The sequence below is a fragment of the Frankia sp. AgPm24 genome (assembly GCF_023243055.1).
Lineage (GTDB): Bacteria > Actinomycetota > Actinomycetes > Frankiales > Frankiaceae > Frankia > Frankia umida.
Map to the genome: position 1 here is coordinate 43,971 of NZ_JALKFW010000211.1, position 13,108 is coordinate 57,078.

The 13,108-nt window shown below is 71.1% G+C and carries 10 protein-coding genes and 2 pseudogenes; 7 read left to right on the plus strand and 5 right to left on the minus strand.

Features of this window, described 5'->3' with window-relative positions; genetic code table 11:
* Positions 1-125: 125 nt before the first annotated feature.
* Complete coding sequence (gene rfbB / locus MXD61_RS22795) at positions 126-1,130, plus strand: dTDP-glucose 4,6-dehydratase (RefSeq protein ID WP_163549532.1); 1,005 nt, start codon at positions 126-128, stop codon at positions 1,128-1,130.
* Positions 1,131-1,139: 9 nt separating this feature from the next.
* Here rfbB and glgA read toward each other — a convergent pair whose 3' ends face one another.
* Entirely contained in the window at positions 1,140-2,339 is a 1,200-nt protein-coding gene (gene glgA / locus MXD61_RS22800; protein WP_248815471.1) for a glycogen synthase, read from the minus strand.
* A gap of 199 nt (positions 2,340-2,538) precedes the next feature.
* The gene (gene glgC, locus MXD61_RS22805) at positions 2,539-3,777 is read right to left on the minus strand and encodes a glucose-1-phosphate adenylyltransferase (protein WP_163549530.1); all 1,239 of its coding nucleotides are present in this window, start codon (positions 3,775-3,777) and stop codon (positions 2,539-2,541) included.
* A gap of 438 nt (positions 3,778-4,215) precedes the next feature.
* Here glgC and MXD61_RS22810 point away from each other — a divergent pair, with 438 nt between their 5' ends.
* The 4 genes and pseudogenes from MXD61_RS22810 to MXD61_RS22825 all read left to right on the plus strand — a co-directional run.
* Positions 4,216-4,683 (plus strand): nuclear transport factor 2 family protein, encoded by a 468-nt coding sequence (locus MXD61_RS22810; protein ID WP_248815472.1) that lies wholly within the window; start codon positions 4,216-4,218, stop codon positions 4,681-4,683.
* Positions 4,680-5,450 carry an epoxide hydrolase gene (locus MXD61_RS22815; RefSeq protein ID WP_308222827.1) on the plus strand — a complete coding sequence of 257 codons (771 nt, stop codon included), beginning with the start codon at positions 4,680-4,682 and terminating at the stop codon, positions 5,448-5,450. The genes MXD61_RS22810 and MXD61_RS22815 overlap by 4 nt, the downstream gene beginning before the upstream one ends.
* Positions 5,451-5,619: 169 nt before the next feature.
* A pseudogene (locus tag MXD61_RS22820) lies at positions 5,620-5,844 on the plus strand (ATP-binding cassette domain-containing protein); the annotation flags it as partial.
* Positions 5,838-6,110: pseudogene (locus MXD61_RS22825) on the plus strand (response regulator transcription factor); the annotation flags it as partial. The pseudogenes MXD61_RS22820 and MXD61_RS22825, both read left to right, overlap by 7 nt.
* Before the next feature lie 21 nt (positions 6,111-6,131).
* Here MXD61_RS22825 and MXD61_RS22830 read toward each other — a convergent pair.
* From MXD61_RS22830 to MXD61_RS22840, 3 genes are all read right to left on the minus strand, one after another.
* The gene (locus tag MXD61_RS22830) at positions 6,132-7,877 is read right to left on the minus strand and encodes an ABC transporter ATP-binding protein (protein WP_248815474.1); all 1,746 of its coding nucleotides are present in this window, start codon (positions 7,875-7,877) and stop codon (positions 6,132-6,134) included.
* The gene (locus tag MXD61_RS22835; protein WP_248815475.1) at positions 7,874-9,724 is read right to left on the minus strand and encodes an ABC transporter ATP-binding protein; all 1,851 of its coding nucleotides are present in this window, start codon (positions 9,722-9,724) and stop codon (positions 7,874-7,876) included. Before MXD61_RS22835 ends, MXD61_RS22830 begins: the two co-directional genes overlap by 4 nt.
* 82 nt (positions 9,725-9,806) lie before the next feature.
* Positions 9,807-10,985 carry an LLM class flavin-dependent oxidoreductase gene (locus MXD61_RS22840; protein WP_248815476.1) on the minus strand — a complete coding sequence of 393 codons (1,179 nt, stop codon included), beginning with the start codon at positions 10,983-10,985 and terminating at the stop codon, positions 9,807-9,809.
* Between the two features lie 571 nt (positions 10,986-11,556).
* Between MXD61_RS22840 and MXD61_RS22845 the strand changes: the two genes are divergently transcribed.
* Together MXD61_RS22845 and MXD61_RS22850 are read left to right on the plus strand one after the other, a co-directional pair.
* Positions 11,557-11,670 (plus strand): type II toxin-antitoxin system HicA family toxin, encoded by a 114-nt coding sequence (locus tag MXD61_RS22845; protein ID WP_248815477.1) that lies wholly within the window; start codon positions 11,557-11,559, stop codon positions 11,668-11,670.
* Between the two features lie 106 nt (positions 11,671-11,776).
* Positions 11,777-13,108: a BTAD domain-containing putative transcriptional regulator gene (locus MXD61_RS22850; protein WP_248815478.1), complete on the plus strand. Its 1,332-nt coding sequence runs from the start codon at positions 11,777-11,779 to the stop codon at positions 13,106-13,108.

Sequence of the window (13,108 nt, forward strand, 5' to 3'; positions counted from 1 at the left end):
CCCCCGGCACGAGACGATGTACCCGTCCGGGTACCTCCGACCGCCCCGCCACCCTCCAGAACCGCCGCACGACCATCCACCCGCCGCGTGCACCGGAGCACGCGCGCTGACCGAAAGGCCGCACGATGTCGACGTTGCTGGTGACCGGAGCCGCTGGGTTCATCGGATCGAACTTCGTCCGCTACTGGCGTGAGCGGCACCCCGCGGACACGGTGATCGCGCTCGACGCGCTGACCTACGCCGGCTGCCGGGAGAACCTCGCCGACGTCGCCGATCGGATCACGTTCGTGCACGGCGACATCCGCGACGGTGGGCTCATCGAGGCCACCCTGCGCGAGCACTCCGTCGACATCATCGTCAACTTCGCCGCCGAGTCGCACAACAGCCTCGCGATCCTGCGCCCCGGTGACTTCTTCTCCACCAACGTGATGGGCACCCAGAGCCTGCTCGAGGCCGCCCGGACCGTCGGCGTCGCCCGCTTCCACCAGATCTCCACCTGCGAGGTCTACGGCGACATGGACCTCAACGACCCCGGCGCGTTCACCGAGAACTCCCCGTACCTGCCCCGCACCCCGTACAACGCGGCCAAGGCCGGCAGCGACCACGCCGTGCGCGCCTACGGCCTCACCTACGACCTGCCGGTCACCATCACGAACTGCTCGAACAACTACGGCCCGTACCAGTTCCCCGAGAAGGTCATCCCGCTGTTCGTCACCCGCGCGCTGCAGGGCGAGCAGCTCCCGCTCTACGCGTCGACCACGAACCGACGCGAGTGGCTGCACGTGATGGATCACTGCCGGGCGATCGACGCCGTGCTCGATCGCGGGCGGGTCGGCGAGACCTACCATGTCGGCTCCGGCGTCGAGGCCGACATCGAGACGATCGCCGACACGGTGCTCGCGGAGCTTGGCCTGCCCTCGTCGCTGAAGACGATCGTGCCCGACCGCCCGTCCCACGACCGCCGCTACCTGCTCGACTCCACCAAGCTGCGTTCCGAGCTCGGCTGGTCCCCGCTGATCGGTTTCAGCGAGGGCATGCGTTCCACCGTCGCCTGGTACAAGGAGAACGAGTCGTGGTGGCGCCCCCTGCTCGGCCGCTCCCCCGTCTCCGAGACCGCCTGGAAGAGCTGACCCTCGGACTCACGCGGGCCGCTGACCGCCCACCACGGAGGTGTAGAGGGCGGCGGTGCGCTCGGCCACGGCGGCCCAGCCGAACTCGGTGACGGCCCGGTCGCGGCCAGCTCGACCCATCGCCGTGGCTCTCGACGGGTCGGCGAGCACGGTGTTGATCGCGTCTGCGAGGGCCGGCGGGTCATCCGGCGGGACGAGCAGGCCCGTCACGCCGTCGTCGACGACCTCGGGGATGCCCCCGACCCGGGAGGCGACCACGGCGGTGCCACAGGCCATCGCCTCCAGGTTGACGATGCCCAGCGGCTCGTACACCGACGGGCAGACGAACACGGTGGCGTGCGAGAGCAGCTGGATGATCTCGGGCTTGGGCAGCATCCCGGACAGCCACACCACCCCGTCCCGGTCGGCCTGCAACCCGTCGACCAGCTTGGTCGTCTCCGCGAGCAGCTCGGGCGTGTCCGGCGCACCGGCGCACAGGACGAGCTGGGCCCGCCGGTCCAGCGCCGCGGCGGCGCGCAGCAGCACCGGCAGGCCCTTCTGCCGGGTGATCCGTCCCACGAAGATCACAATGGGGCGGTCGGGGTCGAGGCCGTACTTCTCGAGGACGTCGGTGGCCGGGTCGGGCTGGTACTCCTCGGTGTCGATGCCGTTGCGGATGACGTGCACCCGGGCGGGGTCGACACTCGGATAGGCCGTGAGAATGTCGGTACGCATCCCGGCGCTGACCGCGACGACGGCCGCCGCCCCCTCGATCGCCACCCGCTCACACCACGACGACAGCCGGTAGCCGCCGCCGAGCTGCTCGGCCTTCCACGGCCGCTGCGGCTCGAGCGAGTGCGACGTCATGACGTGCGGCACCCCACCGAGCAGGGCGGCGAGGTGGCCGCCGAGGTTCGCGTACCAGGTGTGCGAGTGGATGACGTCCGCCCCGGCCGCCGCGGCGGCCATCGACACGTCCATGGACACGGTGCGCAGCGCGTCGTTCACCCCGTCCAGCGCCGCCCACGGACGGTGCGCGGTGACGCCCACCGTCCCCGGCCCACCGGCGATCTCGACCACCGGGGCGTCCTGTGGTGCGGGGCCGCGTCCCTCCCGGTGCACGCTCAGGTCGACCAGCCGGGCGAGCTCCCGGGCGAGGTACTCGACGTGCACCCCCGCCCCGCCGTAGACGTCCGGGGGGAACTCGCGGGTGAGCAGCGCGACGCGCATGGACGGTCTGTCTCCTCGACGTGATGGCACAGCCCAGGCGGGCTGCGCGGATGGCACCGGTGGCGCGGGCGGTTCCGCGGAACCCGGCGAAGCGGTTCCGCGGAACACCAGCCACAACGATCACGACGTCCGATCATCCCGGACGACCGGACGGTCGGACGGTCGGACGGTCGGACGGTCGGACGGTCGGCCAGCCCGGTCAGTCGATCACGGTCAGGCCCTTGCCGACGACGGTGATGCCGCCCGGACTGACCGTGAAACCGCGGGCACGGTCGCGTTCCTTGTCGACACCGACCTGCGCGCCCGGCGAGACCTGCACGCTCTTGTCCAGGATCGCGTCGCGCACGACCGCGCCGCGGCCGACGACCGCGTTGTCGAGCAGCACCGCCCGGTCGATCTCCGACCAGGAGTTCACCCGCACCCCGGGCGAGAGCACCGAGGAACGCACCGTCCCACCGGAGACGATCACTCCGTTGCTGACGATGCTGTTCACCGCGCTGCCGGTGCGCAGCGGATCATCGTGGACGAACTTCGCCGGCGGCAGCGACGGCACACTGGTGAAGATCGGCCACTGCCGGTTGTACAGGTTGAACACCGGGTCGAGAGCGCACAGATCCATGTGCGCCTCGAAGTAGGAGTCCAGGGTGCCGACGTCACGCCAGTAGCCGTGGTCGCGTCCGGTGGTGCCGGGCACGTCGTTGGCGGCGAAGTCGTAGACGGCGGCGGTGCGCTGCGCGACGAGCATCGGGATGATGTCGCCGCCCATGTCGTGGCGGCTGTCCTCGTCGGCGGCGTCCTTGCGCAGCGCGTCGATGAGCACGTCGGTGGAGAAGACGTAGTTGCCCATGGACGCGAACACCTCGTCCGGGCTGTCGGGCAGACCCGGCGGGTCGGTGGGCTTCTCGAGGAACGCCTCGATGGTCCGTCCGTCCGGCCCGGTCTGGATGACCCCGAAGCCGCCGGCCTCGGCGCGCGGCACCCGCAGCCCGGCCACTGTCACCCCGGCGCCGGACGCCACGTGCTGGGCGACCATCTGCCGCGGGTCCATCCGGTACACGTGATCGGCGCCGAAGACGACCACGATGTCCGGATCGTCGTCGTAGACGAGGTTCAACGACTGGTGGATGGCGTCCGCGCTGCCGGCGAACCAGCGCGGCCCGAGCCGCTGCTGCGCGGGCACCGGGGTGATGTAGTTGCCCAGCAGGTTGCTCATCCGCCAGGTGGTGGTGATGTGCCGGTCGAGGCTGTGGCTCTTGTACTGGGTCAGCACGGCGATCCGCAGATAGCCGGCGTTCACCAGGTTGGACAGGACAAAGTCGATCAACCGGTACAACCCGCCGAAAGGAACAGCGGGTTTTGCCCGGTCGGCCGTGAGCGGCGACAGCCGCTTACCGGCTCCCCCGGCCAGTACCAGGCCGAGGACCCTGGGGCTCGGCACGGTCAGGCTCCCGTCTTGCGGCGCGATGGGACGACGACCCGCGGGATCTACCCCCCTGGCCGGCGGGAAACCTCCCTGAAACGAGCGGATTCCCCCGGGATGACCAGCTCACCGCCAGTCGCCACTTGCGACCCTACAAGTCCAGTTCGCCGGCTCCACCGGGGGTGCCACCCTCGCCCGACCGGGCTACGCCCCGCAGCCACCCGGCCGCAGCCACCACCACGGCCGCCCCGGCCGCCCGGGCCGCTCCGATGCCCGGGCCGCCCGGGCCGCCCGGGCATCGGAGCGGCCGGCTGTCGCTGCCCAACGGCAACACCCACCGACAAGGCGTCAACATCGTCCGGGTGCGGCGCATCGTGCCGGGGCTGGCCGGCCAGCATCCCAACAGGCCGGCGGATAGGGTAAATGCCCCGACCTGGAAGTAAACGGAGGAAACCGGTGGCAGCGTTATCGGACATCGAGCGCCTGATCGCGCTTGAGGACATCAAGCTCCTGAAGGCACAGCGCGACCGGTTTGTCGACACGAAGGACTGGGGCGCGCTGGAGACACTCCACGCTCCGGATCATCGTTCCGAGAACGGCGACTACCCACCGTGGACGACCGCCGCCGAAATGATCAAAAATGTGCGGGTCATCATGGAGCGGCTCAGGACCGCACACCACTCGCACACCCCGGAAATAACGTTCGACTCACCCGTAAGAGCACGGGGTATCTGGGCGATGACGGGTGTTTCCATGTGGGACCAGGGCGATGAGGAGCACTGGTTCGTGGCCTTCGGGCACTACTTCGAGACCTACGAGAAGCGGGACGGCCGCTGGCTTTTCACCAGCCGGAAGCTCACCTACCTCTTCAGCAGGACCTCGCCGGGTGGGATCTTCCCGCCGCCCGCACCGTCGCAGGCATAACCGTTCACAGGCCGGTTGCGGACCCCGTCCTCGAGCCCTTCCGGGCGCGGGTGACCGAGGCCGAGGTCGCGGACCTGCGCGAGCGGCTCGGTCGCACCCGCTGGCCCGACCAGCTACCCGGGACCGGCTGGGGCCTCGGCACCGACCGCGACTACCTGGTGGATCTGTGCGGCTACTGGCGGGACGCATACGACTGGACGGCCCTCGAACGACGCCTGAACGCCTTCCCCCAGTTCCGCACACACATTGACGGTCAGCGCCTGCATTTTCTGCATGTCCGCTCGCCGGTGCCGGAAGCCAGGCCGCTGCTGCTGGCCCATGGGTGGCCAGGCTCGATCGTGGAGTTCTGGGACGTGATCGGACCGCTGACCGATCCAGCTCGGCACGGGCTCGATCCGGGTGTGGCCTTTGACGTGGTGGTACCGTCGCTGCCCGGCTTCGCCTTCTCCGGCCCGACCACCGAATCCGGCTGGGACAGCCGGCGGATAGCCCAGGCCTTTCTCGAACTGATGACCAGGCTCGGTTACCCGCGCTTCTTCGCCCAGGGCGGCGACTGGGGCAGCACCATCGTCACGTTGATGGCCGATCTGGCTCCGCGGCGAACACGCGCGGTCCACGTCAACTTTCCCCGGCCCTGGTGCGAAGCCGCCTATCCGACGCTCTGCCACTGGACACAGATGCCCCGCGGCGGCCATTTCGCCGCCCTGGAACAACCCGACCTCCTCGTCGCCGACCTCCGCACGTTCTTCGGCAACCAGGAATTCTGACCCGGATCCGCCAGCGGCGGCCGAAGCCGAGGACCTGTGGATCATCTTCCACTCCGTGGGCTCACCCTGCGCCTCCCGTCCGAACCGCCGCGCGCCTCCCCCACCGGAGGGAGTGCAGTTCCGACGGCCGGGGGATCCGCTCACCGCATCGATGTCGTTTCCTGGTGCCATGACGACCAGGGAACGACGACCTCCCGGGGCATGCATTGACGTTCGGGATGTCAGCAAGCACTACGGATCGATCGCCGCGGTCAGCCGGCTCACCTTTGCGGTGGAACCGGGTCGGGTCACCGGTTTCCTCGGTCCCAACGGGGCGGGCAAGACGACCACCATGCGGATGATGCTCGGCCTCGACCGGCCGACCCGCGGTGAGATTCTGGTCATACGAAGACCCTGCTGTTCCCCGAAGCGATCCGGCACCTGGCCGGCAGGCGGGGGAACCGCACCGCCCGTGCGACGGTGCAGCGGGCCATGCTCACCGAACGGGAGTCGGATGTGCTCCGGCTGGTCTGTGCGGGAATGTCCAACAAGGAGATAGCCGGCCGCCTGTACCTCGGCGTCGAGACCATCAAAACCCATGTCGGCAGCGTGCTCGCAAAACTCGGCGCACGCGACCGCACCCAGGCGGTCATCATTGCCTACGAGGCCGGCATCGTCTGAGTCCCGGACCCTGGCGGCCTCCTACGTGTGGGTTTCGAAGGCGGTGACGAGGGCGGCGTAGCGGCCGCCGCGGGCCAGCAGTTCGTCGTGGGTGCCGATTTCGGCCACGCCGCCGGTGTCGACGACGGCGATCCGGTCCGCGCTGCGGACCGTCGACATCCGGTGGGCGATGACGAGAACGGCCCGGTCGGCCGTCGCCGCGACCACCGCGGCCTCGACGAGCCGCTCCGTACCGGGGTCGAGGCCGGACGTGGCCTCGTCGAGCACGACGACGTCCGCGTCGAGCAGGCACACCCGGGCGAGCGCGACGAGCTGCCGCTCGCCCGCGGACAGCAGCGATCCGCCCTCGCCGACCTCGGTGGCGAGGCCGCCGGGCAGGCGCTCGAGCCAGTCGCCGGCGCCGACCGAGGCCAGTGCCCCGGCCAGCTCGCCGTCGGTGGCGGCGGGGCGCACCGCCCGCAGGTTGTGGGCGAGCGTGCCGGTGGTGAGCTGGCCGTCCTGGGCGACCATCACGACCCGTGACCGCAGTGCCCGCCGCGTCACGTCCCGCAGGTCCACCTCGGCATAGCGGACCTGGCCGGCGGTGGGATCGAACAGTCGGGCCATCAGTTTGGCGAGCGTGGACTTGCCGGCGCCGGTCGGCCCGACCAGGGCCACCCGCTCGCCGGGGCTGATCGTCAGGTGCACCGCGTGCAGGACGTCGGGCTGGCCGTCGGCATACCGGAAGCCGACGTTCGCGGCGTCGAGCGAGCCGACCGCCGGCAGTTCCCGGGTGCCTTCGGGCAGGTCCACCGGCTCGTCGAGCAGGCCGTAGATCTTGCGCAACGCCGCGGCCGCCAGTTCCAGCGTCGTGACCAGGAAGCTCAGCGACTGCACCGGCTCGAAGGCGAGCAGCAGGTAGAGCACGAAGGCACTGAGGGTGCCCACGGTCACCGCGTCCCGGGTGGCGAGGGCGCCGCCGGCGGCCAGCACCGCCGCGATGCTGCCGACGGTCGCGAACTCCATCGCGGTGAGGTAACAGGACTGGATCCGTACCGCGGTGATGTTGGCGCCAAGCTGGCGGCGGCTGCGTCCCTGCAACGACGCGATCGTGCTGGCTTCCTGGCGATACGCCCGGACCACCCGCAGCCCGGCAAGCCGTTCGGTCAGTTCGGTCACCGTGTCCGCGACGCGGTCGCGCACCCGGGCGAACGCCGAGCGGGAGGCGCGGCGAAACCACACCGTCGCCGCGAACAGGGCCGCCGCCGGCAGCGCGCAGACCAGCGCAAGCTGCCAGGACAGCGCGAAGAGGATCGCGACCAGGAACACCAGGGTGAGCACCGCCTGCGTGAACGGCACGACGCCGAGCTGGACGGCGTCCTGCAGCGCGTCGACGTCGGCGGTCAGCCGGGACACCAGCACCCCGGCCGGGGTCCGGTCAAAGTAGCGAACCGACATCGCCATCACATGATCGACGGTGCGGCTGCGCAGCTCACGCACGAACCACTCGCCGATCCGTCCCACCAGCTCGGCCTGCAGCCGGGACAGCACCAGACCGGTCACCGCCAGACTCAGGTAGAGGATGCCGGCGCGAGTGATCACCCCGGTGTCGGGCCGGTCTCCCACCAGGCCTTCGTCGATGGCGTGACGCAGTATCCACGGGCCGGCAAGCGCCGTCGCCGTGGTCGTGGCGAGCAGCACCACCGCCAGCGCGACCATCGGCCAGCGTGGCCGCAACAGCAGCAGCGTCCGTACCAGCAGCCCACCGGGGCTCCGCCGGGACGTCACGGCGTCACCAGGGCGTCACGGCGAGCCGGGGCTTCGGGGTCGGGCCCGTCGGGGCCTGCCGGGCCGTCGGGACTGACCGGGCCATCGGGCTGGGTCGCCAGCACCTGCCGGTAGTAGGGCGAACTCGCGAGGAGTTCCTGATGGGTGCCGGTGGCCGCGACCCGGCCGCCTTCGAGCAGGACAACCTGGTCGGCGAGGGCGATGACGGCGGGACGATGGGCGATCAGGATCGTCGTGCGCCCCCGGATGACGGTCGCCAGCGATGCGACGATCTCGGCCTCCTTGGCCGGGTCCACCGCGCTGGTCGGTGAGTCCAGCAGCAGCACCGGCGGGTCCGTGACCAGTGCGCGGGCCAGCGACAACCGCTGTCGTTGGCCGCCGGACAGGCCAAGGCCCCGTTCACCGACCGGCGCGTCACAGCCGCCCGGCCGGCCCGCCACCACGTCCTGCGCACCGGCGAGCCGGACCGCCGCCCGCAGCTGATCATCGTCGGCCGTCGGCGCGCCAAACCGAAGATTGTCGCGGATCGTGCCGCTGAACAGGAACGCGTCCTCGAACCCCAGACCCAGCTGGGCGCGCAGTTCGGGGAGCGACCAGTCCCGGACGTCACGGCCGCCGACGTGGATCCGACCGGCGTCGACGTCGTAGAAACGGGGCACCAGCGCGGCGAGCGTGGTCTTGCCGCTGCCGGTCGCACCGACCACGGCGACGCAGGCCCCGGCCGGCACCACCAGGTCAAGCTCACGAAGGACGTGCCGCTCCGGCGCGTAGCCGAACGTCACCCCCTCGAACCGCACCTCAAGCCCCCCACCAGACCCGGCGGGCGGCGCCGCGCTGGCCGTGGTGGCCGGGCTGCCAGCGCTGGCCGTGGGCTCGATCGCTGTCGGTTCCGGTTGCTCGTCGAGGACCGCGGCAATCAGTCTGGCCGACACCGCCGATCGCTTCAGCTGGGACGCGGTCATGCCGGCGATCCGTAGCGGACCGACAATGATCAGGCCGAAGTAGCTGAACTGGACGAGTTCGCCGACCGTCAGAGCCCCGTGGGCGACGCGGAGCCCACCGATCCACAGCACGCCGACCAGGCCGAACGCCGGCAGCAGCTCGACGAGCGGCAGGTAGGTCGCCCGGACCGAACTGAGCCGCAGCGCCGCCCGCTGCACCTGGCCGGCCTGGTCGCGGACGCGGCGCCGCTCGTCATCCTCGGTGCCGAGGCCCTTCGTGGTGCGCACCCCGGCGATCGACTCCTCCACGATGCCGGCCAGCACCCCGAGCTCGGACTGCAGCGCCAGGGCCCGCGGTCCCAACTGCCGGGTGAACCGAACCGCGACCGCGAACACCGCCACGGCTGGCGCCAGGGCGACCACCGCCAGCACCGGGTCGATCCAGGCCAGCAGGATCGCCGTCCCGACCAGCATCGCCACGTTGGAGACCATGATCGGAATATTGATCAGGGGCTGCTGGACCTGCTGCAGGTCGGTCGTGATCCGGGCGAGCAGCACACCACTGGGATACCGGTCGTGGTACGCCGCCGGCAGCCGCACCATCCGCGCCAGTAGCCGGTCCCGCAGGTCGGCCTCCACCACGAAGGCAAGGGACTGCCCGAAGTAGCGGCGCAGCCCGGCGAACCCGGCGCCGACCACCGCCAGCCCGGTGAAAAGCGCGACCCCGAGCCACAGCTGGCCGGAGTCGCCGCCGAGTACCCCGGCGTCGATGGTCCGTGCGACGAGCAGCGGCGCGGCGAGTTTCGTCCCCGTCCAGAGCAGGCCGGCACTGATCCCGGCGGCCAGCAGCCGCCGTTGGCGACCTACCGCCGCCGTGACCAGTGCGAGTCCCGGTCCGCCCCTCACCGCCTGACGTCGTCGGACGGACCGGGGCCACCGATCACGGCCCGGTCCCCGACGCCGGCCAGGCCCACGATGAGGGTGATCGTCACGCGGAACCGCCGGGGGCCGCGGCCAGCGCCGCCGACACCGGGGCGATCGCGTCGCGCCGGGCCGCCTCGCCACGGTCGCGGCGGGCCACCTCCTCGCGCACCAGCGGAATCAGGTGGCGACCGTAGTCGATCGCGTCGTCATACGGGTCGTAGCCGCGGATCAGCAGCGTCGTGACGCCGATGTCGACGTAGTCGAGCAGCGCCGCGGCCACCGTCTCCGGTGTGCCGACCAGCGCCGTGGAGTTCCCGCCGCCGCCGATCGCGGCGGCCAGCGGCGTCCACAGCGCCCGGTCGTGCAGCTCACCCTTGGCCGCGGCGGCCAGCAGCCGCTGCGAGCCGACGTTCTTCGGCGCGTTGCGGTCGTTGCCGAAGCCGCGGAACTCCTTGAAGTAGGCGGCGGCCTTGCCGACGTTCTCCTTGGTGGACGCCAGGATCCGGTGTGCCCGCTCCCAGGCGAGTTCCTCGGTGGGCCCGAGGATCGGCCGGAACGACACGCTGATCCGCGGCGGGGTGGTCCGCCCGGCCGCGGCCGCGGCGGCGTTCACCGCCGCGATCTGCTGGGCGGTCTCGGCGAGCGGCTCGCCCCAGAGTGCGAAGACGTCGGCGTGCCGGCCGCCGACGCGGTAGGCCGCCTCCGACGATCCGCCGAAGTAGATGGGCAGGTGCGGCTGCTGCACCGGCAGCACGCCGGACAGGTGATCGTCGAGCTGGTAGTACCGGCCGTGGTGGGAGAACGGCTCGGTGGCGGTCCACGTCCGGCGGACCACCTCCAGGTACTCGTCGGTGCGGTCGTAGCGCTCGTCCTTGTCGAGGTAGTCGCCGTCGCGGCGCTGCTCGACGTCGCTGCCCCCGGTGATGATGTGGATCGCCACCCGGCCGGCGGTGAAATGGTCGAGCGTGGAGAAGTAGCGGGCCGCGACGGTGGGGAACACCACCCCGGGCCGGTGCGCGACCAGATAGCCGAGCCGCTCGGTGTGGGCAGCCGCGTAGGCGGCGACCTGGATGTTGTCGACCGAGCCGCTGCTGTACCCGATGAGCACCCGGTCGAAGTCGGCGTCCTCGTGGGCGCGGGCGAACCGACGGGTGAAATCACGGTCCACGACGGGACCGGGAGTGAACGTGCTCGCCTCGGAACCGGGGCGGGTGGCGATCAGACCGACGAACTCAACCGGCATGGTGGGGTCTCCTTCCGGACGGGGACAGGTGGTGGTGGCACGGGGACCCGGCGCACGGCGCCGCCGTGTCGACCAAGTCGATCGGCAAGATGAACTTCACGCCGCGAGGCGCCCAGGGTGAATCCGCTACGACGCCCTCTGGCGCGCGGACCCACCCCGGTTCTCGCGGGACGGCGTGGTGTTCTCCGTGAGCGGTGGCCCACCCCGAGGCGGACCTGGATCGTGGGCGCCTGGTCTTCGGGGCCTGGATCCGTGGGCGCTCAGACCGTCGGCGGCCTGCCGTGACAGAGCGCGCTCGACACCCGTCGCAGACTGATGTGGCGCCGCTGAGCTGCACGCAGGCCCAAGGTCATGTCCCGCAGACTGACCGAACCGGACGAACCTGTCAACAAAAGACCAACCAGTGACTACATCGCCACATAAAGCCAGCGTAGAGCCCGTACCCCTACGTAACAGCTGGTCGTCTGCCCGCCACCACAGTCCGCCTCCTCGACCACATGGAGCCCCCCGCGTGACGTAACTGGCGGCGTACGGTCGGCCCGAGGTAACCCGAATCAGGGAAAGCCACCACATGACGAAGAACGCCGAGGGGCGTTTCACGGTCTTTCCTGTGCATCCGGGTCACGACATTCCGATCGGGACACCGCGTCGGATCAGCGGAAGTTACGAACAGGCCGGACAGTGAAAAACTGGACACGATGAGTCAGGGAACCTGCCGGCCGACCAGGGTTGCCATGGGAACGTCATCCGGAGCTTACGTGTCGTGAACACCCGCTGGTGACTATCAACCGATGGCGTGTCTTGAGTTCCGGCTGCTCGGCCGCGTCGAGGTGTATCGGGACGGAGCACCGGTGGATGTCGGCGGCCCGAAACACCGGGCTGTTCTTGCCTCGCTGCTGCTGCGCGCCGGCCGGGTGGTGTCGGTCGACCAGCTCATCGACGATCTGTGGCCGCAACAGCCGCCGACCCGGGCGGCCGCCACGGTGCAGGTCTTCGTCTCCCAGCTGCGCCGGGCGCTGGAACCGCAACGGTGCCGCGGGACGGCGGCGACCGTCCTGGTCACGGCGTCTCCCGGCTACCTGCTCGACATCGACCCCCACACGGTGGACGCGCATGCCTTCGCCGATCTGGTCGCTGACGGCCGGGCGGCGCTCGAGGCCGCGGACCCCGAGCGGGCGGCCCGGCTGCTGCTGCGCGCCGAAGGGATGCTGCGCGGCCCGGCGCTGGCCGATGTACCGTCCACGCCGTTCGCCGGGGCGGCGGCGGCCCGGCTGACCGAGCTGCACCTGGGTGCGGTCGAGGACCGCATCGACGCCGAACTCGCCCTGGGCCGGCACGTGGCCCTGGTCGCCGAGCTGGAACAGCAGGTCCGCCGGCATCCGCTGCGCGAACGGCTGTTGGCCCAGCTGATGCTCGGGCTGTACCGGTGCGGGCGGCAGGCGGATGCGCTGGCCGCCTACCGCGAGGCCCGCCGGGTGCTGCTCGACGAGCTGGGGCTGGAACCCGGCGTCCGGCTGCGGCAGCTGGAAGCGGCGGTCCTGCGCCACGACCCCACCCTGGCCTGGTCACCGGCGGTGGCCGCGCCGACCTCGGCACCCGAGGGCACGGTGGCGGATCAGGGACCAGCGTCCGTGGATCGGCCCGGCCGGGTCCTGGTGGTCGACGACACGGCCATCAACCGCACGATCCTGGCGGCGGCGGTGACCCGGCTCGGTCACGAGGTGGAGACGGCCGACGACGGCCACCGGGCCCTCGAGCTGCTGCGGGCCGCCCCGGACGGCCCGCGGGGGTTCGACCTCGTCCTGCTGGACCTGCTGATGCCGGTGCTGGACGGCTACGCGACGCTGACCGCGATCAAGGCGGACCCGACCCTGGCCGCCATCCCGGTCATCATGGTGTCGGCGGTGCCGGAGCTGGAGAGCGTGGTGCGCTGCATCGAGCTGGGCGCCGTCGACTACCTCCCGAAGCCGTACAGCGCAACGATGCTCCGGGCCCGCCTCGGCGCGTCCCTGCAGGCCAGGCGGTCGGCCGCGGCGCGGGAGAAGGCCCTGCAGGCCGAGATCGCCACGCTGCGCGCCGAGGTGTCCCGTGCGCGGATCGGCACCGGACCCGATCACCTGTGA